Origin of the sequence: Kribbella sp. CA-293567 (assembly GCF_027627575.1) — a bacterium.
GTDB lineage: Bacteria > Actinomycetota > Actinomycetes > Propionibacteriales > Kribbellaceae > Kribbella.
The window spans coordinates 245,730-272,075 of record NZ_CP114065.1 but is presented as its reverse complement, the minus strand read 5'-3'; the positions used below and the strand labels follow the sequence as shown (position 1 = coordinate 272,075).

Here is a 26,346-nt window from a genome sequence, read left to right as displayed (position 1 = left end):
GCGCCGCGCTCAGGGTGCGTCTCCCAGTACCCGCCTACTGCGCGGCACTCGGCACGGCACCTCGACGCACCGAGCACCTGCTCGCTACGGCGGGTACTGGGAGACGCACCCTTTGTGCGGTCACAACACGGCGACAAGACCAGTTGACTCAATGGTCGGGTCTTTACAGCCGATGTCAATCGTTGTAGAAACTCAGGTTAATCGTTGTAGAGATTTTCCTGGAGGATCTGTGGCGCGTCTTGCGGTTGATCCCGCGTTTGTCGTCGGTGCACTGGACCGGCGCCTGTTCGGCTCGTTCGTCGAGCACATGGGCCGCTGCGTCTACACCGGCATCTACGAGCCGGGGCACGCCACGGCGGACCCGGACGGTTTCCGCGAGGACGTGCTGGCGCTGGTCCGCGAGCTGGGCGTGACCGCGATCCGCTATCCCGGCGGCAACTTCGTCTCCAACTACCGCTGGGAGGACGGCGTCGGCCCGGCGGACCAGCGGCCGCGGCGGCTCGATCTGGCCTGGCGCGCGATCGAGTCGAACCAGTTCGGTACCGACGAGTTCGTCAAGTGGTCCCGCAAGGCGGACGTCGAGCCGATCTGGGCGGTCAACCTCGGCACCCGCGGGATCACCGAGGCGGTCGAGCTGCTCGAGTACTGCAACCTCCCGGCCGGTACGGCGACCGCCGACCGCCGGGTGGCCAACGGCACCCCCGAGCCGCACGGCATCAAGGTCTGGTGCCTGGGCAACGAGATGGACGGCCCCTGGCAGATCGGCCACAAGACCGCCGAGGAGTACGCCCGGCTGGCCGAGGAGACCGCGAACGCGATGCGCCGGGTCGACGCGAGCGTCGAGTTCGTCGCCTGCGGATCGAGCAACCGGCACATGCCGACCTTCGGCGAGTGGGAGCGCACCGTCCTGGAGCGCACCTACGACCTGGTCGACCACATCAGCCTGCACGCGTACTACGAGCCGAAGAACGGCGACCAGCAGAGCTTCCTCGCGGCCGCCGAGGAGATGGACCGGATGATCTCCGAGGTGGTCGCCACCGCGGACCACGTCAAGGCGCTGAAGCGCAGCGACAAGGAGATCACCCTCTCCTTCGACGAGTGGAACGTCTGGTACCAGGAGAAGTTCCCCGGCGAGCTGGGCCTGGACGTCCGCGAGGTCGCCCCGCTGATCGAGGACACCTACTCGGTCGACGACGCGGTGGTGGTCGGCAGCCTGCTGATCACCCTGCTGCGGCACGCCGACCGGGTGAAGATCGCCTGCCTGGCCCAGTTGGTGAACGTGATCGGACCGATCCGGACCGAGCCGGACGGCCGGGCCTGGCGGCAGACGATCTTCCATCCCTTCGCGCTGACCGCGAGACACGCCGGCTCGACCGTACTGCGGACCGAGGTGGCCGGCCCCGAGATCGAGACCGCGGCGTACGGGCGGGTACCGGCGCTGTGGAGCACCGCGACGTACGAGGAAAGCACCGGCGAGGTGGTGCTGTTCGTGGTCAACCGGAGCGAGACCGACAAGGTCGAGCTCGAAGCCCCTCTGATGCCGGGCCTGCAAGTGGTCGAGCACCTGGCGCTCTACGACGACGACCGGAGTGCGGTCAACACCGCCGAGGACCCCGACCGGGTGGTGCCGCGACGTATCGACGGCACCGAGGTCAAGGACAACAGCTGTACGGCCACGTTGCCTCCTGCCTCGTGGCACATGATCAGGCTCTCCCCTGGAGGTACACGGTGAACACCATCAATCGGCGGCTCATGCTCGGCGGACTCGGCGCTCTGGGGGCGGCCGGCGTACTGGCCGGCTGTGGCTCCGGCTCGGCCGGCACGCCCGGCGCGGGACCCGCGAACGGCGACGGCGGCGCCAAGGGGTACGACGGTCCTGCCGTCGAGCTCGACTTCTGGAACGGGTTCACCGGTGGTGACGGCCCGTTCATGCGCAAGCTGGTCGACTCGTTCAACGCCGAGAACCCGAACATCAAGGTCAAGATGACCGTGATGCAGTGGGCCGACTACTACACCAAGCTGCCCACCGCCGTCAGCAGCGGCCGCGGCCCCGCGGTCGCGATCATGCACGTCGACTCGCTGGCCACCAACGCGGCCCGCAACGTGATCGAGCCGCTCGACGACGTGGCCAAGGCGCTCGACCTCAAGCAGGACGACTTCGCCGAGGTGGTCTGGAAGGCCGGCGAGTTCAACGGCAAGCGGTACGGGATCCCGCTGGACGTGCACCCGCTCGGCTTCTTCTACAACAAGACCCTGATGACGCAGGCCGGCCTCGACCCGGCCAAGCCGCCGACCAACGCCGACGAGTACATGGCGGCGCTGGAAGCGCTGAAGGGCAAGGGCATCCAGGGCCACTGGGCGACGCCGTTCCAGTTCACCGGCGTGCTCAGTGTCGAGGCGCTGCTGTGGCAGTTCGGCGGCGAGTTGTTCAACGACGACTCGAGCAAGGCGACCTGGGCCGAGGAGCCCGGCGTCAAGGCGCTGAGCTGGTTCACCGACCTGGTGAAGAAGGGCTACAGCCCCAAGAACGTTGCCCAGGACGCCGACGCCATCGCGCTGCAGAACGGCAAGAACGCGTTCAACTGGAACGGCATCTGGAACATCAACACGCTCAAGGAGAAGAAGGGCCTGGAGTGGGGCGTCGCGCCGCTGCCGAACATCGGCGGCCAGAAGGCGGCCTGGGCCGGCTCGCACCAGTTCTGCCTGCCGAAGCTGAAGACGCCGGACCAGAACAAGTCCACCGCGGCCCGCGTCTTCGTCAACTACGTCAGCCAGAAGTCGCTGGAGTGGGCCAAGGGCGGTCAGGTCCCGGCCCGCAAGCAGGTCCGCGAGTCGGGCGACTTCAAGGCGCTGACCGACCAGGCCGCGCTGGCCACCCAGATCGACGACCTGCACTTCCCGCCGCCGGTGCCCGGTATCGGTGACGCGCTGGCCGAGCTGAACAAGGCGGTCAACGAGGCGGTACTGCAGAAGGCCGAGCCCGCCAAGGCGCTGTCCGACGCGGCCGCCCGCGCGGACAAGATCCTGGAGGCCAACCGCAAGAAGTACGGAGCATGAGAGCGCACGGCCGGGCCACGCCGTACCTGTTCCTGGCGCCGTACCTGCTGCTGTTCCTGTTGTTCGTGATCGGTCCGGCGGTCTTCGGTCTCTGGATGAGCCTGCACGACTGGGACTTCCAGCTGCCGGGCAAACCGTTCGTCGGGCTGCAGAACTACAAGGACCTGTTCGACCCGCTGTCGGCCACGGCCGAGCCGTTCTGGCACGGCATGCGGGCGACCGGGATCTTCACGGTCGCGTCGGTGCCGTTCCTGGTGGCGGTACCGCTCGGCCTGGCCGTGCTGCTGAACCGCAAGTTCCCGGGCCGGACGTTCTTCCGGGCCGTGTACTTCGCGCCGTACGTGCTGGGGGTGGCGGTCATCGGCCTGATGTTCCGCTACATCCTGGACACCACGTTCGGCATCCTGAACGCCTTCCTCGGAGTCTTCGGGATCAGCGAGATCGGCTGGACCACCGAGCAGCCGTGGGCCTTCGTCGCGCTGGTCGCGGTGACGGTGTGGTGGACGGCCGGCTTCAACGCGATCATCTACCTGGCCGGGCTGCAGGACATCCCGGGCGAGCAGTACGAGGCGGCCGAGCTGGACGGGGCCAACGCCTGGCAGCAGTTCCGTCACGTCACCCTGCCCGGCCTGCGCCCGGTCACTGTCTTCATCGTGGTGATCACGCTGCTGGCCAGCGCCAACATGTTCGGCCAGGCGTTGCTGATCACCCAGGGCGGGCCCGGTGACACCACCACGACCGCGTTGATGGTGATCACCGACACCGGCTTCAGCCAGTTCCGGATGGGGCAGGCCGCCGCGATGAGCTACCTGCTCGCGATCTGCCTGGCGATCGTCGCGCTGGTCACCTTCCGGCTGATGAAGGAGCGTGAGTCATGAAACGCCGACCGTCCGCCGCGTTCTGGGTGATGGTGGTCCTGCTGACCTTGCTGGTGGTGCTGCCACTGCTGTGGATGGTGATCACCTCGATCAAGAGCGTCGGCGAGGCCCAGGCGGATCCACCCACCCTGGTCCCGCAGGACCCGAGTGGGCGAGCGTTCGGCGAGGTGCTCACCACCGGCGGCCAGAACCCGGTCCTGCGCTGGGCGCTGAACAGCTTCGCCGCGGCGACCCTGCACGCCGCCCTGGTCGTGGTGGTCGCCTCGATGGCCGGGTACGCGCTGGCCAGGATGCAGTTCCGGTTCAAGAACTTCATCTTCAGCTTCATCCTGCTGACGTTGTTCATCCCGGGCTTCGTCTTCCTGATGCCGAACTACCTGTTGATGGACAACCTGGGCTGGCTGGACACGCTGTGGGCGCTGGTCGTCCCGGGCGCGGCCGGCGCGTTCGGGGTGTTCTTCATGCGGCAGTTCTTCCTGGCCATCCCCAAGGAGCTGGAGGAGGTCGCGCTGATCGACGGCGCGAACGCCTGGACGGTCTTCACCCGGATCATCCTGCCGAACGCCAAACCGGCCCTGGCCACCCTGACGGTGCTCTCGTTCCTGGCCAACTGGAACGACTTCGTCTGGCCGCTGTTCGTGCTCTTCAGCCCCGAACGTCTCACCCTGCCGGCCGGTCTGAGCCTGCTGCAGGGCGCCTACACCACCGACTACCCGGTGATCATGGCCGGCGCGACCGTCGCCGCCGTACCGGTGCTGATCCTCTACGTCTTCGTCCAGCGGTACGTCATCGAAGGTGTCGCACGCAGCGGCATCAAAGGCTGAATCTTTTGTGAGAGGAACCCGCCCGTGCCTCCTAAGCGCTTTCTAGCGGCAGCGCTTGCCGTCGCAGCGGTAGCCACCGGTACCACGGCTGCCGTCGCCGCGCCCCCGCGACCGCCTCTGACCACCCAGAACGACATCTCCAAGCCGTTCGCCGACACCTTTGCCGACCCGTCGATCATCCAGGGCCGCGACGGTTACTGGTACGCCTACGCCACCTCCGACCCGCTGGTCGCAGGCGGCCCCTTCGGCCTGATGCACATGGCCAGGACCAAGGACTTCGGTTCCTGGGAGTACCTCGGCACGGTCTTCAACGACAGCAACAAACCCGCCTGGGCAGCACCGGGCTCGTTCTTCTGGGCACCCGACATCCGGTACTTCGGCGGCCGGTACGTCATGTACTTCACCGTCACCGACACCGCTGCCAACCCTGGTGGCGACCCGGCGATCGGCGTGGCCACCGCACCGACCCCGCGCGGTCCGTGGACCGCCACCGACGGTCCGGTCGTGGCGCCGAAGCCCGACGGCAACGGCGGCTACTTCGGGAACATCGACCCGGCCATGCTGACCGCCGCCGACGGCAAGCGCTACATGTACTCCGGCGGCTTCTACGGTGGCATCGCGGTCACCGAGCTGACCCCTGACGGCCTCCGCTCCGTCGGTACGCCGACCCAGGTCACCATCGGCGACCGTTACGAGGGCGCGTACGTCGTCTACCGCGACGGCTGGTACTACTTCATGGGCTCGTCGAGCAACTGCTGCGCGGGCCCGACCACCGGGTACTCCGTCTTCGCCGGGCGCTCGCGCTCGCCGAAGGGGCCGTTCCTCGACAAGGACGGCGTCGACCTGACCGAGTCGCGGGTCGGCGGCACCACGGTGATCACCCAGAACGGCAACAAGTGGATCGGTCCGGGCCACCACGCCTTCATGACCGACGCGGCGGGGCAGGACCACATCGTCTACCACGCCATCGACCGGGCGACGCCGTGGCTGACCGACCCGTTCGGGATCAACCGGCGGCCGATGCTGATCGACCGGATCGACTGGATCGACGGCTGGCCGCGGACCCGGGCCGGTGCCGGCCCGTCCGACACTCCGCAGCCCGCGCCCACGACCGGCTCGGGCGCCGGGATCGACGCCGCTGATCCGGCCGGCGGCATCCGCGGCGCGACCAGGTCGGCCGGCGACTCGCTCGGTGGGCCCACCGCTTCGATTCGTGTCGCGGCCGCGACGAGGCAACCGGCGCCTGCGGGGTCGGTGCGGGTCGAGGCGAACGTCAAGCTGGGCAGCAGCTTCACCACCGTGGTCGGTGGTGGCGCGGTGGTGGTCACCGTCGGTCGCGACAAGCTCAGCATCGTTGCCGGGGGCAAGGTTGCGAGCGCGCCGTTGCCCGCGGGCTTCGACCGGTCGCAGTGGAACAACCTGGTGGTGCAGGTCGCCGGAAGCACCGTCACCGCCCGGGTGAACGATGCGGGCCTGGGTGATCTCTATGCCGAGGCGCGACTCGAGGTTCGTGGGTTGAAGGTGCGATCCGTTCCGGTTGCCTGGCTCGGAACTGCCGAGCTCGACAACCTCACGGTGCGCCCGGTGGCGGCGCCGGTACGCCGCGAGGCCGCAGTACCGGTGACCGGGAAGTTGCTGGCCGGTGACGAGTTCAGCGCACCGCTGGGCGCCCAGTGGTCGTGGGTTCGGCCGGACGCCCGCGCTGTTGTTGCCAATGGCAACTTGTCCTGGCCGTTGTCCAACACCGACCTGGTCGGCTCGGGCAACAACGCCGGGTTGCTCTTCCACCGGACGCCGGCCGGCACCAGCTGGATCGCGGAGACGAAGCTGCACCTCGACCTCGGGGAGGGGGACATCCGCAACTACCAGCAGGCCGGGATGATCGCCTACCTGAACGACGACGACTTCGCCCGGCTCGGTGACGTGTCGATCTGGCGCACGCGGCAGACCGAGTTCGGCCGTGAGCTGGTGGCGCGTGCCGACGGAGCGACGAGCTACGGCGGCGCGGCGATCGGGCGGCAGGCGTCGACGATGTGGATGCGGCTCGCCTACCACCGCAACGCGGCCGGGGAGCACGTCTACCGGGCGGGCACGAGCACCGACGGCAAGGCCTGGACCTGGGGCGCTTCCTGGGTGCTGCCGGCCGGAACGACTCCGAAGCTCGGCCTGTTCGCGCACGGCGACCAGACCGGTTCCAACCCGCCGCCGGTCGCCACGTTCGACTACCTGCGGTTCTACGCGAGCAAGTGATGTCACGCTGGCCGGGGTTGCTGCTGCTCGTCGTGCTGACGGTGGGGTGCAGCAGCTCCGGCAGCGCTACCGGCAGCGCTACCAACAAGGCCTCCGAGCAGGTTACCGAGGGGACGACGATGGGCTTCACGAATCCGGTGTACGACGGGAACTTCGCCGACCCGCAGGTGGTCGCCGTCGGCTCGGAGTACTACGCCTTCGCGACGAACGGGCCGCTCGGCAACGTGCAGACGCTGCGGTCCACCGACCTGGTCTCGTGGGACCAGGTCGGGGACGCGCTGCCGTCGCTGCCCGCCTGGACGTCGGCGGGCAAGGTCTGGGCGCCCGAGGTCGGCGTACTGGGGGCGGATCGGTTCGCCATGTACTACACGACCTCCGACACCGCGTCCGGTCACCAGTGCATCGGTGTCGCGATCGCCGCGTCGACCAAAGGTCCATATGTCGACAAGTCGAGTAAGCCACTCATTTGCCAGGCTGACGAGGGTGGCTCGATCGACGCGAGCCCGTTCCGGGACTCGAGCGGTCAGTGGTGGCTGTACTGGAAGAACGACGGCAACGCGGTCGGCAAGGACACCTGGATCTACGTCTCGCGGCTGTCGCCGGACGGCCTGAAGCTGGTCGGCGAGACCACTCGGCTGATCAAACAGACCCTGCCGTGGGAGGGCAATCTGGTCGAGGCGCCCTATGTCGTCGAGCGCAACGGCAAGTTCCACCTCTTCTACTCCGCCAACGCCTACGACAAGGCCGAGTACGCCGTCGGTCACGCCCTTTGCGCCACCCCGGCCGGCCCATGTCAGAAGTCCGGCGACCCGATCCTCACCACCTCGGACGATGCCGCCGGGCCCGGTCACAACATGGTGCTGGTGAAGGACGACCGCTACTGGTTCGTCTACCACGCCTGGGATCCGGCCCTGGTCGGTGCCGACCCGCCCGGCCGCACGATGTGGCTCTCCGAGCTGACCTGGAACGGCGATGTGCCCGTCGTCCAGCCGCCACTGGCGGACAACCCGGAGAAGCCCTAACCAGATCGACCGAGTACTGCGCAGAGCCTGGTCAGGGCCTGGTGAAAGTCTTCGTCAGTAGGTGTGGCGTAGCCGATCACCAGGCCCGGAAGGCCGGGAACGGAGCGGCGGTAGTCGGAGAGTGGAGCGACCACCACCCCGGCCGCTCTCGCTTCGGCGGCCAGGGCCACGTCGTCCGTGCCCGGTAGCAGCAAGGTGATGTGGAGTCCGGCGTCCTGACCGACGATCTGGCCGTAGGGAGCCAGCGCTGCGCAGGTGCGGTTGCGGCGGTCGGAGTACAGGCGTCTTGATCTGCGGATCACCTGGTCGAGGTAGCCGTCGCGGAGCATGGCCAGGAACGCGGCCTGCATCGGCCAGCCGGGCCAGTCGCCGACAGCCTGCCGGTACTCCGCCAGCCGGTCGACCACCTCCGGTGAGGCGACCAGCCAGCCCAGGCGCAGGGCCGGGCTGAGGATCTTCGACAGCGTGCCGAGGTGGACGACCCGGTCGAGGTCGAGCTGGGCCAGTGCGGGCAGCGGCGCCACGTCGTACCGGAACTCGCTGTCGTAGTCGTCCTCGATCAGGGTCGCCCCGGTACGCCGGGCCCAGCGGATCAACTCGTTGCGTCTGGCAACGGGGAGCCGGCCGCCCAGCGGATACTGATGCGACGGCGTCACGTAGACCGCCGACAGGTCCGGACCCAGGTCGGAGACCAGCAGACCGTCTTCGTCCACACCGATATCCACAATCTCCAGACCGTGCTGCTGGGCAGCGGAGACCGCGGTGGCGAACCCGGGGTCCTCGATCGCGATCCGGTCGCCGCGCCGCAGAGTCAGCGACAGCAGGAGACGCAGGCCGTGGGAGGTGCCGTCGGTGATGAGCAGGTTCTCCGGGCCGCAAGCGATACCGCGGACGCGTCCGACGTGATCAGCCAGCGCCGCTCGCAGTTCCGGTAGCCCAGCAGGGTGGTCGTAGCCACGAGTCGGCGGTTGAACCGATACCTCTCGCCAGGCGCGCTTCCACCCGGCGTCAACCGCGGGACTGATGTACGGGATCCCCGGGCGGAGTGTGAGAAGAGGCGGCCCTGCAGACGCCGGTGGGCGCGTGGCGGCGCGTAGTGCGGGCTGGAGCGGTACGACGTCAGCGACGTAGGTGCCCGAGCCGGTCCGCCCCGCGATCCACCCCTCGGCGTGCAGTTGGTCGTACGCCGCCTGTGCCACCGAGCGCGAAACGGAGAGCTCCCTCGCCAGGTCTCGCGTGGAGGGGAGCCGGTGACCAGCCTGCAGTCGCCCGTCGCGCACCGCTGCCCGAAACTGCTCGGCCAACTGCAGATGCAGCGGGCCGGCGCCGTCGCGCGCCAGCACCAGCGGGAGTGAGCTGTCCAAAGTGGACTACCTGTTTCGTCGATGAGTGGACCGTGCCAGCATGCCATTGAGTCGCGAAGCTGGTCTCATGACCATCACCTCGCCGCTCCAGCCCACCGACCGGACCAAGCTGCGCCGGTCGAAGGAACGCGCCGCGACCGACCGTGGTGTGCTGCACGACGTCCTGCTTGACGGCATGTTCTGCCATTTCGGGGTGGTCCTCGACGGGGCGCCGCTCGTCCTGCCCACGGCGTACGGGGTGGATCTGGACCGGGGACCCGACGGCACGCTCTATCTGCACGGCTCGGTGGCCGCCCGCAGCGTGATGGCCGCCCCGGACCAGACGATCTGCGTCACGGTCACCCACGCCGACGGGCTGGTGCTGGCGCGGTCCGCCTTCCACCACTCGGTGAACTACCGCTCGGCGGTGATCTTCGGCCTCCCGCGGATCGTCACCGACCCGGACGAGAAGCTGCACGGACTCAACCGGATCGTCGACCACCTGGTCCCCGGCCGCTCCGGTTCCGTCCGCCCGCCGAACCGGAAGGAACTGGCCAAGACCACCGTCCTGGCGCTCGCCCTCACCGAAGCCTCCGTCAAGACCCGCAGCGGCGCCGCCAACGACGACGAGGACGACCTGGACCTCCCGCACTGGACCGGTGTGATCCCGCTCCGGGTCGTCGCCGACGCCCCCGTCACCAACCCCGACTGCGACCTGCTGGTCCCTGCCCACATCCGGACCCGCGCCAACCAGCTCGGCGCTCCGTCTGTGCACAACGACAGGAAGTAGTGCACGGCAAATAGTGCACCCGAGCGCGATCTGCGCCGACGCGTACAGCGTCTCCGGGTGCACTACCTGTCGTTGCGCACGCCGCGTCAGGCAGCGGTGCCCTTGTTGTAGTTCTTCTGGGCCCAGAAGTAGCCGACCAGGCCGATCGCCAGGCACCAGGCGAGCGAGAGCCAGCCGTTGCCGGACTCGAGCGGGCTGCCGAGGAGCAGGTGACGCAGGGTCTCGATGATCGGGGTGAAGGGCTGGTACTCGACGAACCAGCGCAGGCCGCCCGGCATCGCCGCGAGCGGGACGAACGTGGTGCTGAGCAGCGGCAGCAGCAGGGAGATCGGCAGCACGATGTTGCTCGCGCCCTCCGGTGTCTTGCTGATCAGCCCGAGGGCGACGCCGAACCAGGTCAGGGCGACGGTCAGGGCGATCAGCAGGCCGCTCGCCAGCAGCCAGTCGGCCAGGGACGCGTTCGGGCGGAAGCCGATCAGCGTGGCGAAACCGATCAGCAGGGCCAGGCTGACGACGGTCAGGATCGCGTTCGCCAGCACATGGCCGGTCAGCACGGCGGGGCGGAAGATCGCCATCGTCCGGAACCGGGCGACGATGCCCTCGGACATGTCGGTGGCGGCGCCGATCGCGGGCGACATGATCCCGGACGCGACCGACATCAGCAGCAGGCCCGGGGTGAGGAAGTCGATGTACTCGAAGCCGTTGCCGCCGCCGATCCCGGCCGAGAAGGTCTTGCCGAAGACGACGCCGAACAGCAGCAGCATCACCACCGGCATCCCGATCGCGCCCAGCGAGAGGCCGGGGTAGCGCAGGGCGTGCCGGAGGTTGCGCCGCAACATGGTCGCCGTGTCGGCGATCGGGTGGGTCCTGGTCGACAGTTGCACGGTGCTCATCTGCTGGTCACCTTCCGGTCAGTGTTCTGGCCCGTGACGGCGAAGAAGACGTCGTCCAGGTCGGGGGTGTGGACAGTCAGTTCGTCCACCTCGAGAGAGGCGTCGTCGATCCGGGCCAGCAGCGCGCGCAGTGCCTGCACGCTGCCGTCGCTCGGCACCTGGAGCACCAGCGCCTCTTCGTCGGGAGCCGCCGTCGGCAATGCCTGCGTGGCCAGGGCGAACTCGTCCGGTGCGTTGAACCTGAGCCGGATGTGCCCGCCCGGTACCAGCCGCTTCAGCTGCTCGGGAGTGCCCTCGGCAACGAACTTCCCGTGATCCAGTACTGCGATCCGGCCGGCGAGCTGGTCTGCCTCCTCCAGGTACTGCGTGGTGAGGAGAACCGTCACGCCACCGGCGACGAGCTCGCGGATGACCTGCCACATGCGATGCCGGCTGCGTGGGTCGAGCCCGGTCGTCGGCTCGTCCAGGAAGATGATCCGCGGGCTGCCGACCAGCGTCATCGCCAGGTCGAGCCGGCGCTTCATGCCCCCGGAGTACGTCATGGCCGGCTTCTTGCCGGCCTCGACCAGATCGAACTGCTCCAGCAGTTCGGCCGCCCGGCGGCGTCCCTCCACCCGGCCGAGGTGGTACAGGTCGGCCATCATGATCAGGTTCTCCTCGCCGGTCAGCAGACCGTCGACCGCGGAGAACTGTCCGGTGACGCCGATCGAGGCGCGGACCGCGTCGGGGTCGCCGTGCAGGTCGTGCCCGGCGACCCGGATCTCGCCGGCGTCGGCGGTGATCAGGGTGGACAGGATCTGCACCGCGGTGGTCTTGCCGGCGCCGTTCGGGCCGAGCAGGGCAAAGATGGTGCCTTCGGCAACTTTCAGGTCGATGCCGTCGAGCACCACCTGGTCGCCGTAGGACTTGTGCAGTCCGGTGACGTCGATCGCCAGGGATGAGTTGTTCATGGGTCCTCGCTTGGTTTTGGGCAGGGTGAACCCGACCCAGGTGGCTTGGCAGTGTGGGAGGAGGAGCTCGCCGCCGTTTCGGGGCGCACTGATCCGGCCGGCCGGCCGTGGGTGCGCCGCCGTACGGGGAGATCAGGTGTTCGGTTGGTCAGACTGCGGAGGGGTCAGATGTCGAGGTCCTCCACGGCCGGCTGGTCGGCCGCCTCCTCGACCAGGGTGTAGAGGTCCTCAGGGATCAGTTCCCGGAGCTCTTCCACCGTTTCCACGACGTGCAGCGTCGCCTCGCCCTGGGCCATGCTCCAGCTCTGGTTGGTGGCGAGGCTGCCGATCCAGCTGCGCCAGCCGGTGAACTCCTGTTCCACGCCGTCGACGGTGGTCAGGTTGCTGTACTGCTGGCTGCGGTCGGCGTACAGGACGAACTTGCCGGTCCGGCTGCGGTAGACCTTGAAGGCCTCGTAGCCGTTCTTGTTGGAGCGGCCGCCCTCGGCCAGCAGGACGCCGGAGAACCGCTGTTTGCGGCCGGCCCCCCGCCCGACCCGGACGGTGATCTCCTCGAAGCCCTCGAGCCGGCCCTCCTCCATCTCGACGTACCGGCGCAGCGCGGTCGAGATCGCCTGGGACAGGTTTCCGGCCAGTTCCTGGGCCCGCTTGTAGAGGGCCAGGTCGTCGTCGGACACGTAGATCGTCTTGTTCGGCATGATGTCTCCTCCTACGTAGAACTATACGCATGTCTCTACGTAGGCGTCTACATATATGCCAAACTCGTCCGGTGCAGACTCCTGAGAACCGCTACGACCAGCTCACCGACCGAGTGTCCGCTCTGTACGACGAGGGCCTGCAGCAGGTCGCGCTGGACCTGCTGGACACCGCTGACGCCGAGCTCCAGCCCTGGACGGCGGAGCTCGCCCATCTGCGGGCCTGCCTGCTGGGCTCGATCGGTGAGTCGACTCAGGCCTTGGTCGCGTTGCAGCAGGCCAGCGAGGCCGGCGGCTGGTGGGAAGAGAGCATCCTCACCGAGGACGACGACCTGACCGCCCTCCAGTACCTTCCCGCGTTCCAGGCGATCGTCGAGCTGTCACGCGCTCGCAAGGTCGTCGCGGAGGATCCGCCGCTGATCGCTCTGCCCGAGTCGGGTAAGCCCGGCGGTGTCGTCGTCGCGTTGCACGGCGCCGGGCAGCGCGCCACGCACGCGATGCGCGACTGGGCCGGTGTGCTCGACCTCGGCTACGCGCTGGTCGGCGTGGAGTCGTCGCAACTGATGTCGCCGATGTACCGGACCTGGCCGGATCCGGCGCAGTCGGCCAAGGACGTCGCCCGGGCGCTGGATCACCTGCCGGCGGAGCTCCGTGACCTGCCGCTGATCGCCGCGGGCTTCTCGGCCGGCGGACGGATCGCGCTCAACTGGGCTCTCGAAGCCGAGCCGGTGCCGACGGCGGGGGTCGTAGTAGTGGGGCCGGCTCTGCGCGTCCTGCCGGAGCAGGCTCAGCAGCCGTTGGCTCCGGCCACGATCCTGATCGGCACCGCCGACGAACTGCTCGAGGTGGTGGACGACGCGGCAGCCCGGCTGACCTCGTTCGGCATCACGATCGAGCGGGTGCCGGGCCTGGCCCATGAGTTTCCCCAGGACTTCGCCGCCCGGCTGGGGAGCGTGCTCCCCAGCTGTGGATAAAGCCGTGATCAAACCTTCTTTATCCACAGATTTCGGCCATTTTCGGCCGAATCGGCCGGAAAACCGGGGAAAACCTGGGGAAAAGTCGGCTGAAAGCTGTGCACAGCTGGGGATACCCATGTGGATAAACCGCCGAGCCGAGCGGCGCTGACGCTACCGCGGTTGACTTCGGACCCGAGCCGGTTGCGCCCGATCGCCGGCTGGGGTCCGAAGTCCGGAACGCTGGGGAACGGCTAGATCCACTGGGTGGAGACGACGAAGCCGACGGCGATCAGACCCATGCCGATCAGCAGGTTCCAGTTGTTCAGGTCGCGCATCACCGGGATGTCCTGGCCGGCCACGTAGAACACGACCAGCCAGATCAGGCCGAGCAGCCAGCAGCCCAGCATCACCGGGGCGACCCACACCCGGCTGGTGGTACGCGGCTTCTTCGGAGTCTTCTCCACCTTGACCTTCTCGGCGGACGACTTCTTGGTTTTGCGACTGCTCGACTCGGGCACGACTCGACTCCTCGTAACGGACACCTGACAGGATCACTGCTGGAGACACATAAGCTAGCTCTGGCCTCGGTTAGCGTAGTGCAGACGAGAGCAAGGGGATCACGGGTGAGCAAGCTGCGGCGTTTTTCGCTCTGGCGCGCGAGTGCGCCGGTGGCTCTGCTGTGCGCCGGCCTGCTCTTCGCCACCAGTGCCACGAACGCCCGCGGTACCGATCTGCGTCCCAGCCGTAACACTACGCTCGCGGGCCTCGTCGAGGAACAGAGTCGCCGCAGCGCCAACCTGACCCGCCAGCACGCCGCGCTGAGCCAGGACATCGTCAAGCTGCAGGCTCAGCAGGGCTCGATCGAGCCCAGACTGGCCAAGCAGCTGAAGGACCTGTCCGACCAGGTCGGGACGACGCCGGTCACCGGCCCGGGCCTCACCGTCACGCTCAAGGACGCCCCGCCCGAGGTGGTCAAGGAGAACCCGGACGTGGACGCCGACTGGCTGGTGATCCACCAGCAGGACATCCAGGCGGTGGTGAACGCACTGTGGGCCGGTGGCGCCGACGCCCTCTCGATCCAGAACCATCGGGTGATCTCTACCACGGGGATCAAGTGCGTCGGCAACTCCGTCGTGCTGCACGGCGTGCCTTACCTCCCGCCGTACAAGATCACCGCGATCGGCGACCGGCAGAAGCTGCAACGCGCGCTGGACGACTCGAAGTACATCGAGAACCTGCAGGACTACGTGGTCCGGTTCCAGCTCGGCTACGAGGTGAAGAACGAGGCCTCGATCGCGATGCCCGCCTACGAGGGCACGCTGGAGCTGCAGAGCGCGACCGTGCCCGGCTTCGAGAAGACGCCGAGCACCAGCCCTTCGGTCACCAGCCGCTGAGGGCCGCTGAGCCGACCGGACCGGCGGCCTGGGCCGGTCTGTGACAATGGTCCGCATGCCGCGGATCCTCGTCGTCGACAACTACGACTCCTTCGTCTACAACCTCGTGCAGTACCTGCAGCAGCTGCAGGCCGACACGACCGTGCTGCGCAACGACGAGGTCACCCCGGACCAGGTCTCGGAGTACGACGGCGTCCTGCTCTCCCCCGGCCCCGGTACGCCGGAGGAAGCCGGCGCGTGCGTGGACATCGTCAAGGAGAAGGGCGGCGAGGTGCCGATCTTCGGCGTCTGCCTGGGCCTGCAGGCGATCGGCGTCGCGTACGGCGGGGTGGTGGGCCGCGCGGACGAGTTGCTGCACGGCAAGACCAGCGAGGTCTTCCACGAGGGCGCCGGCGTACTGTCCGGGCTGCCGTCACCGTTCACCGCGACTCGTTACCACTCGCTGGCGATCGCCCAGGACAGCGTGCCGGCCGCCCTCCAGGTGACCGCGCGGACCGAGGCCGGCGTGATCATGGCCGCCCGGCACCGCGACCTGCCGGTCGAGGGCGTGCAGTTCCACCCCGAGTCGGTGCTGACCGAGGGCGGCCACCGGATGCTCGCCAACTGGCTGGAGATGTGCGGCGACGTGGGTGCCGTCGAGCGCTCCGCCGGGATGGCCCCGGTAGTCAGCTAGCCCCGGTCGTCAGCTGGCCCGAACCAACAGCAAAGGGCCGCCGGAGCAGTTGCTCCAGCGGCCCTTTCGCGTTCGTCAGGCGCGGCCGGTCAGCCCTCGCCGCCACCGCCACCGATGGTGATCGGCGGGGTGTACGGCGTGTCGGTCGGCGTCGGGGAGCTGGGCGGCGGGGAGGGCTTGGTGGCGATCGACAGGATCACCTTGGTGCCCTCCTTGACCTTCGAGCCGGCCTTGACACTCTGCTTGGTCACGGTGCCCTCAGGAGCGGCCGGGTTGGTGTCGTCGTTGATCAACCCGACGGTCAGCCCCAGCTCCTTGAGCTGCTTCTCCGCGTCGGCCTTGCTCAGCGCCGCGACGTCCGGCACGGTCACCTCGACCTGCCCGGTCGAGATGGTCAGGGTGAACCGCTGGCCCTTCGGGTACTGCTGGTCCGGGCCGGGCTCGATCCCGATCACGGTGCCCTTGGGAGCCTCGTTGTCGACCTCCTTGGAGTTCGACGCCACCTTGAAGTCGCCGGGCGCGTTCTGCAGCAGCTTCTTCGCCTCGGACTCGGACTTGTTCAGCACGTCCGGCACCGAGAAGGCGGTCGGCTCGGCCCGGCCGGACGAGACCACCACGGACACGGCGGTGTTCCTGTCCACCTTGGTCCCCGACGCCGGGTCCTGGCTGATGATCGTGCTCTTGCCGACCGTGCTGCTGGTCTCGTAGGTCGGCTTGATCGTCAGTCCCTGGGCGGCCAGCAGATCGGTGGCCTCCTTCAGCGCCACCCCCTCCACCTTCGGTACGTCGACCTGGGCGGCCGGCGTGTTGCTGGTGGTCGGGTCGCCCCCGGCAGCGTCCTTGTCGCCCATGTTCGTGATGATCGCGTAGGCACCGACGGCGATCGCCACGATCGCCAGACCGAGCAGGAAGTACGCGAGCCCGCGGTTGCGCCGGGACCGGGCGTCCTCGACCTCGTGGTTGCCGTCGCCGGGCGGCAGCAGGTCGCTGGACTGCGGCTGGTACGCCTGGGTGGCGGCGGCCGGCGCGACCTGCGTCGGTGCCATCGAGCGGGTCTCGGCGACGGCCGCCATCGGCGCGGTCACCTGCTGCCCGGCCAGCACCCGGTGGATGTCCTGGCGCATCTCGTTCGCGCTCTGGTACCGGTGCTCGCGGTTCTTCGTCAGCGCCTTCAGGACGACGGCGTCGACCTCCGGCGGGATGTCGGGGTCGAACGACGACGGCGGCACCGGCTCCTCGCGGACGTGCTGGTAGGCCACCGACACCGGCGACTCACCGACGAACGGCGGCCGGCCGACGAGCAGTTCGTAGAGCAGGCAACCGGTCGAGTACAGGTCGGAGCGGGCGTCCACGGTCTCGCCGCGGGCCTGCTCGGGCGACAGGTACTGCGCCGTACCGATGACGGCCGCGGTCTGGGTCATGTCGGAGGTGGTGTCGGCGACCGCCCGGGCGATACCGAAGTCCATCACCTTGACCTGGCCCTGCGGGGTCAGCATCACGTTGCCGGGCTTGATGTCGCGGTGCACGATGCCGGCCCGGTGGCTGTAGTCGAGCGCCTCGAGCACGCCGGACGTCATCTCCAGCGCGCGCTCCGGCATGATCTTGCGGCCTTCGCGGATCAAATCCCGCAGGGTCTTGCCGGCCACGTACTCCATCACGATGTACGGGATGGTGACGCCGGAACCGTTCGGGTCCGGCTCCTCGCCGGTGTCGTAGACCGACACGATCGTCGGGTGGTTCAGCGAGGCGGCCGACTGCGCCTCCCGCCGGAATCTGGCCTGGAAGGTCGAGTCGCTGGCCAGATCGACCCGCAGCCGCTTGATCGCGACCGTCCGGCCCAGACGGTTGTCGACGCCCTTGCGGACCTCTGCCATCCCCCCTCGACCGAGCGGTTCGCCTTCTTCGTAGCGCCCGCCGACGAGACGTGCCTGCGATGTCATTACTCTGCCTTCCAACCTGCGCGGATCGAACTCGGCCAAATCTCACTCAAGATGCCCACGGTAGCCCGGGTGCTGCACCGGGCCCCGCCGGCCGGACGCTCCGTCACCGGGCGACGTCGCATCGTCGTCACCGGCCGAGCACCGCTTCCATCACCTTCTTGGCGACCGGGGCCGCCAAGGTTCCACCGGCGATCTCGTCGCGCTTGACTCCGGCGTCCTCGATCATCACCGCCACCGCGACCTGCGGGTTGTCGGCGGGCGCGAAGGCGGTGAACCACGCGTACGGCGGGCGATCCTTGGCCGTCTGCGCGGTGCCCGTCTTGCCCGCCACCTGGACGCCGTCGATCCGGCCCGGCTTGCCGGTGCCGTTGTTCACGACGTCGACCATCATCGCGGTCAGCTGAGCGGCGACGTCGGAGTCGACCGCCTGGTGCAGCGACTCCGGCTTCGTCTCCGACACGGTCTTCAGATCCGAGGTACGGATGTTCTGGACCAGGTAGGGCTTCATCACCTCGCCCTTGTTGGCGATCCCGGCCGCCACCATCGCCATCTGCAGCGGGGTGGCCCGGACGTCGAACTGGCCGATCGCGGACTGCGCGGTCTGCGGCTCGTTCGGGTCGCCGGGGAACTGGCTGGCGACCGCGCCCAGCTCGGGCAGCTGCCGCTCGCCGAAGCCGAACTTCTCGGCCTGCTCGCGCAGCGCGTCCGCCTTCAGGTCGAGCCCGATCGTGCCGAACGCGGTGTTGCAGGACAGCCGCAGCGCGACGGTCAGCGTCGCGTTGTTGCTGCCACCGCAGTTGCTGCCGTTCTCGTTCACCAGCGGGACGGTGGTCTGCGGCAGCGGCAGCTCGGCCGGCGAGTTCACCGGGGTGTCCGGCTTGTACTTGCCGCTGGCCAGCGCGGCCGCCGCGGTGACCAGCTTGAAGGTCGAGCCCGGTGGGTAGAGCTCCTTGATCCCCCGGTTCAGCATCGGCTTGTCGTCACTGGCGTTCAGCGACTTCCAGGCGTCGCTGGCCTTGCCGAGGTCGTGCGAGGCGAGCAGGTTCGGGTCGTACGACGGCTTGCTGACCAGAGCGAGCACCTTGCCGGTCTTCGGGTCGAGCGCGACCACCGCGCCCTTCTTGCTGCCCAGCGCGCTGTACGCCGCCTGCTGGGCCGCCGCGTTCAGCGTCAGGGTGACGCTCGCGCCCTTCTGCCGGCGGTTGGTGATCACGTCGACGACCCGGCGGAACGCCAGCGACGGGTCGGACCCGTTCAGCTCGCTGTTCTGGTTCAGCTCGATCCCGCCGCGGCCGAACTGGAACGAGTAGAACCCGGTCACCGGCGCGTACAGCGGACCGTTGGAGTAGGTCCGCTGGTACTTGTACTGGTCGTTGGTCTCCTTGCTGTCCACGATCGGGGTGTTGCCGATCAGGATCGGGCCGCGGTCGACCGAGAACTGCTGGTCGCGGACCCGGGTGTTGTCGTTGCGGCCGTTCAGCTCGGTGGAGCGGAAGGCCTGCAGGTAGGTCGAGTTGGCCATCAGCGCGAGCATCAGGATGATCGCGCCCACGGCCAGTCGTCGGATCGCCGAGTTCATGCCTTCTGCACCGCCATCGCGATCGTCTCGTCGGAGACCGGGGCCGCAGGGGTCTGCGGCCGCCGGGCCTGGTCACTGATCCGCAGCAGCAGCGCCACGATCGCCCAGTTGGCGACCAGCGAGGTGCCACCGAGCGCCATGAACGGCGTGACCAGACCGGTCAACGGGATCAGGCCGGTGACGCCGCCGATGATCACGAACACCTGCAGCGCGAACGACATCGCCAGGCCGGTCGCGATCAGCTTGCCGAAGACGTCCCGGCAGCCCAGCGCCGTGCGCAGGCCGCGCTCGATGATCAGGGTGTAGACCAGGATGATCGCGATCACCCCGGTCAGGCCGAGCTCCTCGCCGAACGAGGAGATGATGAAGTCGCTCTGCCCGTAGAGGGTGAGGTCCGGCCGGCCCTGACCGAGGCCCCGGCCCAGGATGCCGCCCCAGGCCTGACCCATCAGACCGGTCGCGACCTGGCCACGGTCCTCGGCGAACGGGTCCAGCCAGCCGTCCACGCGCCGCTGCACGTGGCCGAAGGTCTGGGAGGCGAAGAACGCGCCGCCGGCGAACAGCAGGCCACCGATGATCAGCCAGCCGGCCCGCTCGGTCGCGACGTACAGCAGGAACAGGAAGAGCCCGAAGAACAGCAGCGAGGAGCCGAGGTCCTTCTCGAAGACCAGCACGCCCAGGCTGACCGCCCAGGCGATGCCGATCGGCCCGAGGTCGCGAGCGCGGGGCAGGTCGAGCCCGAGGAACCGGTGCCCGGCCAGCGTCAGGACGTCACGTTTCAGCACCAGGTAACCGGCGAAGAAGACGACCAGGCAGAGTTTCGCGAACTCACCGGGCTGGAACGACATCCCGGCCAGCCGGATCCAGATCCGGGCGCCGTTCAGGTCGACGCCGAGGCCCGGGACCAGCGGCAGCACCAGCAGCACCAGACCGGCCAGGCCGGCGGTGTAGGTCAGTGCCTGCAGCCGACGGTGGTCCCTGATCAGCAGGATGACGAGCAGGAACAAGATCACCCCCACCGCCGTCCAGGTGATCTGCTGCGGCGCGGCGGCCGCCTTGGGGGCCTGCCCCTTGGCGATCCTGGTCGCGGCCAGGCCGAGGTCGATCCGGTGGATCATCGCGACGCCGAGGCCGTTCAGCAGCACCGCGCACGGCAGCAGGACGGGATCGGCGTACGGCGCCCGGTAGCGCAGCGCGAGGTGGGCGATCAACGCGAGCAGGCCGATGCCGGCCGCGTAGTACCCGGTGCTGGCCGGGACCCTGTTCTGGACGGTCAGGCCGATGTTGACGTAGGCACCGACCGAGACGCCGATCGCCACGATCAGCAGCATCAGCTCCACCCCGCGCCGGCTGCGCGGGATGATCTGGATGACGGACGTCGAAGCGATACTCATTTGACGCCGTCACAGTCGTCGGGGTTGACCCCGCCGTTGCCCGGCGTGGAGACCGGAGGGGTCACCGGCGTCGAGACAGGCGTGGTCGCCGGCGGCTTGGGCGGCGTCGAGACGGGAGGAGCGACCTTCGGCGGAGTGCTGACCGGGGTGCTCGGCTTCGGGTTCGGCTTGGCGGCGCACTCGGTGGCGGCGCGCTGCAGCTCGCTGACGATCTGCCGGGCCGCGCCGAGGTCGTCGGCCTGGATCGTGCCCTCGACCTGCTCCCGGTTGTACGTCGGCAGCTGGTCGACCTGCAGGCTCTGCTTCTCGAACAGGCTGGACAGGTTGAGCCCGGGCAGCACCTGGTCGACACCCTTGTAGATCGCGACGTAGTCGCCGTCGGTGCCTACGTAGTACTGCTTCTGGGTCCAGCTGTAGGCGAACCAGCCACCGCCGCCGATCAGACCGAGCACCACGACCAGGACGGCGAGGCGGCGTAGCCACAGGAAGCGCTTGGGGGCCTGCGGGGCGTAGCGGAGCTCCTCGGGATCGAGGTTCGCCGTACCGCCGCCCCCGCCTCCGCTGCCCTCGCCGCCGACGGCGCGCATGGACGACGTCGCCGGGCCGGTGCTGCCCTGCGCCAGCTCGGCGGCCGCACCGACCAGCTGCGGCTGACTGCCGCTGGTGGGGTCGGTCTCGACCACGTCGGCCACCACACAGGTGACGTTGTCGTTGGAGCCCGCTTCGAGTGCCTGGGTGATCAGGTCGACCACGACCGAGTCCGGCGTACCGTCGGCCATCGCGGTGGCGATCACCTGGTCGCTCACGTAGTCGGGTAGACCGTCGCTGCACAGCATCAGCCGGTCGCCGGCCTGGACGTCGAGCATCTCCAGGTCCGGGTCGGAGTCGGGCCGGCCGTCCAGCACGCGCAGGATCAGGTTGCGGTGCGGGTGGGTGAAGGCCTCCTCCTTGGAGATCCGGCCCTCGTCCACCAGCGACTGGACGAACGTGTGGTCGTGGCTGAGCTGGTAGAGCAGCCCGTCGCGCATCCGGTAGGCACGGGAGTCGCCGAGGTGGGCGAGCCCGAGCTGAGAACCGTCGAAGAGCAGCGCGGTCACGGTCGACCCCATGCCCTCGCGCTCGGGATCCTCCTCGACCAGCTCGGAGAGGCGCTCGTTGGCCCGGTGGACGGCGCCGGCCAGCGCCTCCATCATGTCGGGACCCTCGATGCCGGGCTTGTCCAGACGTCGGATCACCTGCACGGCCGCGGCACTGGCGACCTCACCGGCGGCGGCCCCGCCCATGCCGTCGGCCAGCAGCAGCAGGTGCGGACCGGCGTACGCGGAGTCCTCGTTGTTGCGGCGCACGCGTCCGACATCGGACAGTGCGGCGTAGTCTAGCGAAAGCGTCATGACCGGCGCCCTACTTCGCGATGTTGAGCGTCGTGCGACCGATCCGGATGGAACCGCCGATCTCTGCCGGGACCGGCCGGGTCACCCGCTGGCCGTCCAGGTACGTGCCGTTGGTCGAGCCCAGGTCCTCGACCCACCACTCGCCCTCGGACAGGAACACCCGGGAGTGCCTGGTGGAGGAGTAGTCGTCGTCGAGCCGGATCTGGCAGTCGGAGCCGCGGCCGATCACGACCGGCTCCTCGACCAGGGTCGCGCCGACACCGGCCTGCGGGCCGTCGGCGATGGTGACCGAACCGGGCAGGCCCTTGCGCTTCTTGCTGGGCTTGGCGGGCTTCGGGGTCCGGCCGTTGGGCTGCGGCGAGGAGGCCGGCGCGATCGACCGGGCGTCCACCTTGGCGCCGAACAGATCGGACCTGATCACGGACAGCACCGCGAGCACGAACATCCACAACAGGGCCAGGAACCCCAGTTTGATCAGGGTCAGTGTCAGTTCCGACATGGAAGTCCAGTCACCACCCGCTGCTCGGCGGCTGGGCGATGGGCTCGTCCGCTAGGCGCAGCGTCATGGTGGTGTTCCCGATCCTCACGGTCGATCCGTCGGTCAGTTCGGCCTCGGCGGCCCGGCGTCCGTTGACCAGGGTGCCGTTGGTGGACCCCAGGTCGACCAGGACCACCTTGACACCTCCGGGTCCCTCGGGCATCAACCGGATCTCCGCATGCCGCCGGGACACCCCCGGATCGTTGATCTGGATGTCGGCGTCGGTCCCCCGGCCGAGCACGACGCCCGGCGGGTTGATCGGCCGGCGCCGGCCGTTCACCTCGAGCATCACCTGCGGGTGGCCACGGCGGACCGGCGGCGGGCCGGGCGGTGGCGGCACGGGCGCGCTCTGCAGCACGGTCGCGTTCGGGTCCGGCTCCGGCGGGCGCTGCGGCTGCTGCGGGCGCGGCTGGTTGCCGACGGTGGCACTGACGACGCGGAACTTGCCGGTCGGCAGCTCGTCTTCCTGGGTCAACTGGATCTCGATCGGTCCGGAGAAGGTGTAGCGCTGGATGTCTGCGTGGTCGCGCAGTTCGTTCGCGAGCTCGTGGTTGAGCGTCCGCCCGTAGGCGTTCAGCCGCTCGAAGTCCCCCGGGCCGAGCTCGATGGTGAAGTGGTTGGGCACCAGCCGGCGGTCCCGGGACAGGATCCGGGCGGTGTTGTCGATCTCGCGTTTGAGGGCCGCGGCCAGCTCGATCGGCTCCACGTCTCCCTTGAACGCGCGCGCGAAGACACCACTCACGATGCCCTCGAGGCGTCGCTCGAAGCGCTGCAGCGGTCGCACGCGTCCTCCTCCACGGTTCGGTCGTCGGGTGGACCCAACGATCGTGCTTGCCGTACGGCACCTTCAAGAGGCTCGCCGTACCCCGTGTCCACCGGTGCGTGGGTGAACACACTGGTACGACGATCGATCGTATCGGCAGGTTCGACCGAACCCGCAATGTCAGAGTCTGCCCGAGGCCGTGCTAGTGTTTTCTCTCGGTTGCAGATGGCAGTTTTTCGGCCCTCGAACAGCCAGCGCGCGAGTGGCGGAATAGGCAGACGCGCACGGTTCAGGTCCGTGTGCCCGAAAGGGTGTGGGGGTTCAACTCCCCCCTCGCGCACAGCGACTCCCGGTCAGTGATCACTGACCGGGAGTTTTTGTTTGCCCCGAAACGCGGTTGTGATCTAGCCCTCAGCGGTTCCAGAGGCCGGTGGTCCGGAGCAGGGTCTGGATGCGGGTTTCGAGGTAGCGGGCGTCGTGGCTGTCGGGGGTGACCGACCAGGCGACCTCGAGGTCCAGCCGGAGGACGGCTTCGCGGGCCCAGTCCTGGGCGCGTTTGGGGCCGTGGTGGCGCAGGTCGAGGAGTTGTTGCTCCAGCCAGGCGGGGTCGGCGAGGGCGCGGTCCAGGGCGGCTTCGCCGAAGCCGCTGATGGCGCCGCGGCCGTTGCTGTAGACGCGGAGGCGGCCGTAGAGGCCTTGGGGGCGGCCGCCGCCGGCGCGCTCGCCGGCCATGCCGACGTACCGGATGACGGCGGTGACGGGCTCGCGGAGGAGGTAGACGCCGGGCTCGCGAGGGGCGCTGGGGACGGCGGCTTCGAAGGGCATCCAGTCGGACCACTCCGCCAGCTCGCGGACCTCGGCGTACCGCTCGCGCAGGGTGTGGTCATGGACGGCGGACCAGCTCATCGCCTCAGCATGACGGCCGGGTCCGACAATCCCGACAGGTTCGTGAAGCTCGCCGGGTCAGGCCGGGATTGTCGGCGCGGGATGGGACCGTGGGGTGATGACGGGGATTCGTATTGCTGTTGCCGAACCGATGATCACCAAGGACGCCGCCGAGAACGGGACCAGGGTCCGGGAGCTGATGAAGACCGCCGCGGCCGGGGAGGCGCGGCTGATCCAGTTCCCGGAGGGACACCTGTCGGGCGCGCCGGAGGTCCAAGACCGGGACTGGCCCGAGGCCGACCGGCGGGAGCTCGCCGACGAGCTGGCGAAGATCGAGAAGCTCGCCGCCCGGCTGAAGCTCTGGGTGGTGCTCGGCTCGGCCCACCCGCTGACCCCGCCGAACCGGCCGCACAACAGCCTCTACGTGATCTCGGCCGAGGGCCGGATCGCCGACCGGTACGACAAGCAGTATCTGTCCGGCTCCGAGGTCGGCCGCAGCTTCAGCCCCGGCTTCGAGCCGACCGTCTTCGACGTGGACGGCTACCGGTTCGGCTGCGTGCTCGGCGGCGAGATCGACTTCCCGCAGCTCTTCGGCCACTACGAGCGTCTCGGCGTCGAGTGCCTGCTGCTGTCGGCGTACCCGGCGGACAGGATCTTCGAGGTGAAGGCACGCGCCTACGCCGCGATCAACAGCTACTGGGTCGCGATGTCCCTCCCCGCCCAGACCGCCGACCTGATGCCGTCGGGCCTGATCGCCCCCGACGGCACCTACGTCTCCACGGTCACCGCCCCCGCGGAGCTCACCATCGCGACCATCGACCGCGACGACCCCGCGTACGCCGTGGCCCTCACTCAAGCCCGCCCGTGGCGCACGACCGCCCGCAAGGGCGACCTGTACGCCGCCCGCCGAGTCACCGGCGACCCCCGCTCGACCAACCACACCATCAGCTAGCTGTGATGTCCAGGAAGGTTGTCCCGTGTTGCGGCGGTGAGTCGGTGTGACAGGTGAAGGCCTCCGGTTGTGAAGTGGAGCTGTCTAGTTCACCGCTTCACCACACCGGAGGCCTTCGTGTCCCACGTTAACGCGACTTTGACCCCCCGCACCCGGCTACGGCTCGCGCGTCTGATCGTCGATCAAGGCTGGAGCTGTGCCGCGGCGGCGAAAATGTTCATGGTCGCAGCCAAAACGGCGCGCAAATGGGCCCAGCGGTACCGCGCCGAAGGACCTGCAGGGATGGCTGACCGCAGCTCCCGCCCGCGCCGCAGCCCCTTCAAGACCCCGCCACACCTGGTACGCCGGATCGTGCGGTTGCGGTGGCGCCACCGGCTCGGCCCGGTACAAATCGCCGGCCGCCTCGGCCTGCCCGCCTCCACCGTCCATGCAGTACTGGTGCGCTGCCGAATCAACCGGCTGTCCCGGATCGACCGGGTCACCGGCGAACCCCTGCGCCGCTACGAACACGACTATCCCGGATCGCTGATCCATGTCGATGTCACCAAATTCGCCAACATTCCCGACGGCGGCGGCTGGCGCTACCTGGGCAAACAACAAGGCGACAAAAACCGTGCCGGCACCGCGCTACGGACCGGACGCACCGCCAAAGGCCACCCCAACATCGGTACCGCGTTCGTGCACACCGTCATCGACGACCACTCCCGCCTCGCCTACGCCGAAATCCACACCAACGAGAAAGCCAGCACCGCCACCGCAGTACTCCAACGCGCCGTCGCCTGGTTCACCCACCACGGCGTCACCGTCGAACGCGTCCTGTCCGACAACGGATCCTGCTACCGCTCCCACGCCTGGCACGACACCTGCACAGCACTCGCCATCACCCCGAAACGCACCCGGCCCTACCGGCCACAAACCAACGGCAAAATCGAACGCTTCCACCGCACCCTGGCCGACGGCTGGGCCTACGCCCGGCTCTACAACTCAACCAACCAACGCAACACAGCCCTACCCGGCTGGCTCCACTTCTACAATCACCACCGAGCCCACTCCGCCATCGGAGGCAAACCACCAATCAGCCGACTGACCAACCTCCCTGGACATCACAGCTAGCCCGTACGCCGCCGCGCCCACGCCCGCGATCTCCTCGGCGCCCGGCGCCGAGGAGGACAGTTGACT

Annotated in this window: 24 protein-coding genes and 1 tRNA gene; 13 read left to right on the top strand and 12 right to left on the bottom strand. The window is 68.7% G+C overall.

The window, feature by feature from the left end; translation table 11 throughout:
- Positions 1-229 precede the first annotated feature (229 nt).
- The 6 genes from arfA to OX958_RS01240 are packed head-to-tail and all read left to right on the top strand — an operon-like array spanning position 230 to position 8,031.
- Entirely contained in the window at positions 230-1,732 is a 1,503-nt protein-coding gene (arfA, locus tag OX958_RS01265) for an arabinosylfuranosidase ArfA (protein ID WP_270135093.1), read from the top strand.
- The gene (locus OX958_RS01260; RefSeq protein WP_270135092.1) at positions 1,729-3,057 is read left to right on the top strand and encodes an ABC transporter substrate-binding protein; all 1,329 of its coding nucleotides are present in this window, start codon (positions 1,729-1,731) and stop codon (positions 3,055-3,057) included. Before arfA ends, OX958_RS01260 begins: the two co-directional genes overlap by 4 nt.
- On the top strand, positions 3,054-3,935 hold the full coding sequence (locus OX958_RS01255) for a carbohydrate ABC transporter permease (RefSeq protein ID WP_270135091.1): 882 nt from the start codon (positions 3,054-3,056) through the stop codon (positions 3,933-3,935). Before OX958_RS01260 ends, OX958_RS01255 begins: the two co-directional genes overlap by 4 nt.
- Positions 3,932-4,759: a carbohydrate ABC transporter permease gene (locus tag OX958_RS01250; protein ID WP_270135090.1), complete on the top strand. Its 828-nt coding sequence runs from the start codon at positions 3,932-3,934 to the stop codon at positions 4,757-4,759. The genes OX958_RS01255 and OX958_RS01250 overlap by 4 nt, the downstream gene beginning before the upstream one ends.
- Before the next feature lie 24 nt (positions 4,760-4,783).
- On the top strand, positions 4,784-7,009 hold the full coding sequence (locus OX958_RS01245; RefSeq protein ID WP_270135088.1) for a family 43 glycosylhydrolase: 2,226 nt from the start codon (positions 4,784-4,786) through the stop codon (positions 7,007-7,009).
- Positions 7,009-8,031 carry a glycoside hydrolase family 43 protein gene (locus tag OX958_RS01240; RefSeq protein WP_270135086.1) on the top strand — a complete coding sequence of 341 codons (1,023 nt, stop codon included), beginning with the start codon at positions 7,009-7,011 and terminating at the stop codon, positions 8,029-8,031. Before OX958_RS01245 ends, OX958_RS01240 begins: the two co-directional genes overlap by 1 nt.
- On the opposite strand, the gene pdxR is transcribed toward OX958_RS01240, so the two are convergent.
- Positions 8,028-9,395, bottom strand: coding sequence for a MocR-like pyridoxine biosynthesis transcription factor PdxR (gene pdxR, locus OX958_RS01235; RefSeq protein WP_270135084.1), 1,368 nt, complete (start codon positions 9,393-9,395; stop codon positions 8,028-8,030). The two genes, OX958_RS01240 and pdxR, sit on opposite strands and share 4 nt — an antisense overlap.
- A 67-nt stretch (positions 9,396-9,462) precedes the next feature.
- Here pdxR and OX958_RS01230 point away from each other — a divergent pair, with 67 nt between their 5' ends.
- Complete coding sequence (locus OX958_RS01230; protein WP_270135083.1) at positions 9,463-10,164, top strand: pyridoxamine 5'-phosphate oxidase family protein; 702 nt, start codon at positions 9,463-9,465, stop codon at positions 10,162-10,164.
- 86 nt (positions 10,165-10,250) lie between these two features.
- Here the strand turns inward: OX958_RS01230 and OX958_RS01225 are convergent, their stop codons facing one another.
- From OX958_RS01225 to OX958_RS01215, 3 genes are all read right to left on the bottom strand, one after another.
- On the bottom strand, positions 10,251-11,057 hold the full coding sequence (locus tag OX958_RS01225; protein WP_270135081.1) for an ABC transporter permease: 807 nt from the start codon (positions 11,055-11,057) through the stop codon (positions 10,251-10,253).
- Positions 11,054-12,007: an ATP-binding cassette domain-containing protein gene (locus OX958_RS01220; RefSeq protein WP_270135080.1), complete on the bottom strand. Its 954-nt coding sequence runs from the start codon at positions 12,005-12,007 to the stop codon at positions 11,054-11,056. The genes OX958_RS01225 and OX958_RS01220 overlap by 4 nt, the downstream gene beginning before the upstream one ends.
- Before the next feature lie 164 nt (positions 12,008-12,171).
- On the bottom strand, positions 12,172-12,705 hold the full coding sequence (locus tag OX958_RS01215; RefSeq protein ID WP_270135079.1) for an EXLDI protein: 534 nt from the start codon (positions 12,703-12,705) through the stop codon (positions 12,172-12,174).
- Between the two features lie 71 nt (positions 12,706-12,776).
- Here OX958_RS01215 and OX958_RS01210 point away from each other — a divergent pair, with 71 nt between their 5' ends.
- Entirely contained in the window at positions 12,777-13,676 is a 900-nt protein-coding gene (locus OX958_RS01210) for a dienelactone hydrolase family protein (protein ID WP_270135078.1), read from the top strand.
- 233 nt (positions 13,677-13,909) lie between these two features.
- On the opposite strand, the gene OX958_RS01205 is transcribed toward OX958_RS01210, so the two are convergent.
- A complete protein-coding gene (locus OX958_RS01205; RefSeq protein ID WP_270135076.1) occupies positions 13,910-14,176 on the bottom strand; it encodes a cell division protein CrgA in 267 nt (88 codons plus the stop codon).
- Between the two features lie 105 nt (positions 14,177-14,281).
- On the opposite strand from OX958_RS01205, the gene OX958_RS01200 reads away from it, so the two are divergent.
- Positions 14,282-15,052: a DUF881 domain-containing protein gene (locus OX958_RS01200; protein WP_270135075.1), complete on the top strand. Its 771-nt coding sequence runs from the start codon at positions 14,282-14,284 to the stop codon at positions 15,050-15,052.
- Positions 15,053-15,107: 55 nt separating this feature from the next.
- Entirely contained in the window at positions 15,108-15,725 is a 618-nt protein-coding gene (locus OX958_RS01195; RefSeq protein ID WP_270135074.1) for an aminodeoxychorismate/anthranilate synthase component II, read from the top strand.
- 89 nt (positions 15,726-15,814) lie between these two features.
- On the opposite strand, the gene pknB is transcribed toward OX958_RS01195, so the two are convergent.
- The 6 genes from pknB to OX958_RS01165 form a co-directional block, all read right to left on the bottom strand.
- On the bottom strand, positions 15,815-17,665 hold the full coding sequence (gene pknB / locus OX958_RS01190) for a Stk1 family PASTA domain-containing Ser/Thr kinase (RefSeq protein WP_442913240.1): 1,851 nt from the start codon (positions 17,663-17,665) through the stop codon (positions 15,815-15,817).
- Positions 17,666-17,792: 127 nt separating this feature from the next.
- Entirely contained in the window at positions 17,793-19,244 is a 1,452-nt protein-coding gene (locus tag OX958_RS01185) for a peptidoglycan D,D-transpeptidase FtsI family protein (protein WP_270135072.1), read from the bottom strand.
- Complete coding sequence (locus OX958_RS01180; protein ID WP_270135071.1) at positions 19,241-20,638, bottom strand: FtsW/RodA/SpoVE family cell cycle protein; 1,398 nt, start codon at positions 20,636-20,638, stop codon at positions 19,241-19,243. Before OX958_RS01180 ends, OX958_RS01185 begins: the two co-directional genes overlap by 4 nt.
- Entirely contained in the window at positions 20,635-22,029 is a 1,395-nt protein-coding gene (locus tag OX958_RS01175) for a PP2C family protein-serine/threonine phosphatase (RefSeq protein WP_270135070.1), read from the bottom strand. Before OX958_RS01175 ends, OX958_RS01180 begins: the two co-directional genes overlap by 4 nt.
- Positions 22,030-22,039: 10 nt before the next feature.
- On the bottom strand, positions 22,040-22,528 hold the full coding sequence (locus OX958_RS01170) for an FHA domain-containing protein FhaB/FipA (RefSeq protein ID WP_270135069.1): 489 nt from the start codon (positions 22,526-22,528) through the stop codon (positions 22,040-22,042).
- Positions 22,529-22,538: 10 nt separating this feature from the next.
- Entirely contained in the window at positions 22,539-23,351 is an 813-nt protein-coding gene (locus OX958_RS01165; protein WP_270135068.1) for an FhaA domain-containing protein, read from the bottom strand.
- A gap of 235 nt (positions 23,352-23,586) precedes the next feature.
- Between OX958_RS01165 and OX958_RS01160 the strand changes: the two genes are divergently transcribed.
- A tRNA-Leu gene (locus tag OX958_RS01160) sits at positions 23,587-23,670 on the top strand.
- A gap of 71 nt (positions 23,671-23,741) precedes the next feature.
- On the opposite strand, the gene OX958_RS01155 is transcribed toward OX958_RS01160, so the two are convergent.
- Positions 23,742-24,236, bottom strand: a complete 495-nt coding sequence (locus OX958_RS01155; RefSeq protein ID WP_270135067.1) for a hypothetical protein — start codon at positions 24,234-24,236, stop codon at positions 23,742-23,744.
- Positions 24,237-24,333: 97 nt separating this feature from the next.
- Here OX958_RS01155 and OX958_RS01150 point away from each other — a divergent pair, with 97 nt between their 5' ends.
- Both OX958_RS01150 and OX958_RS01145 read left to right on the top strand, forming a co-directional pair.
- Positions 24,334-25,167 (top strand): carbon-nitrogen hydrolase family protein, encoded by an 834-nt coding sequence (locus OX958_RS01150; RefSeq protein WP_270135065.1) that lies wholly within the window; start codon positions 24,334-24,336, stop codon positions 25,165-25,167.
- Between the two features lie 117 nt (positions 25,168-25,284).
- Positions 25,285-26,280 carry an IS481 family transposase gene (locus OX958_RS01145; RefSeq protein ID WP_270135063.1) on the top strand — a complete coding sequence of 332 codons (996 nt, stop codon included), beginning with the start codon at positions 25,285-25,287 and terminating at the stop codon, positions 26,278-26,280.
- Positions 26,281-26,346: the final 66 nt, after the last annotated feature.

Coding starts and splice junctions, on each gene's coding strand:
- OX958_RS01255 (WP_270135091.1), top strand. CDS start 3,054: ATGAGAGCGCACGGCCGGGCCACGCCGTACCTGTTCCTGGCGCCGTAC.
- OX958_RS01250 (WP_270135090.1), top strand. CDS start 3,932: ATGAAACGCCGACCGTCCGCCGCGTTCTGGGTGATGGTGGTCCTGCTG.
- OX958_RS01240 (WP_270135086.1), top strand. CDS start 7,009: ATGTCACGCTGGCCGGGGTTGCTGCTGCTCGTCGTGCTGACGGTGGGG.
- OX958_RS01230 (WP_270135083.1), top strand. CDS start 9,463: ATGACCATCACCTCGCCGCTCCAGCCCACCGACCGGACCAAGCTGCGC.
- OX958_RS01225 (WP_270135081.1), bottom strand. CDS start 11,057: ATGAGCACCGTGCAACTGTCGACCAGGACCCACCCGATCGCCGACACG.
- OX958_RS01220 (WP_270135080.1), bottom strand. CDS start 12,007: ATGAACAACTCATCCCTGGCGATCGACGTCACCGGACTGCACAAGTCC.
- OX958_RS01215 (WP_270135079.1), bottom strand. CDS start 12,705: ATGCCGAACAAGACGATCTACGTGTCCGACGACGACCTGGCCCTCTAC.
- OX958_RS01195 (WP_270135074.1), top strand. CDS start 15,108: ATGCCGCGGATCCTCGTCGTCGACAACTACGACTCCTTCGTCTACAAC.
- pknB (WP_442913240.1), bottom strand. CDS start 17,665: ATGACATCGCAGGCACGTCTCGTCGGCGGGCGCTACGAAGAAGGCGAA.
- OX958_RS01185 (WP_270135072.1), bottom strand. CDS start 19,244: ATGAACTCGGCGATCCGACGACTGGCCGTGGGCGCGATCATCCTGATG.
- OX958_RS01180 (WP_270135071.1), bottom strand. CDS start 20,638: ATGAGTATCGCTTCGACGTCCGTCATCCAGATCATCCCGCGCAGCCGG.
- OX958_RS01175 (WP_270135070.1), bottom strand. CDS start 22,029: ATGACGCTTTCGCTAGACTACGCCGCACTGTCCGATGTCGGACGCGTG.
- OX958_RS01170 (WP_270135069.1), bottom strand. CDS start 22,528: ATGTCGGAACTGACACTGACCCTGATCAAACTGGGGTTCCTGGCCCTG.
- OX958_RS01155 (WP_270135067.1), bottom strand. CDS start 24,236: ATGAGCTGGTCCGCCGTCCATGACCACACCCTGCGCGAGCGGTACGCC.
- OX958_RS01150 (WP_270135065.1), top strand. CDS start 24,334: ATGACGGGGATTCGTATTGCTGTTGCCGAACCGATGATCACCAAGGAC.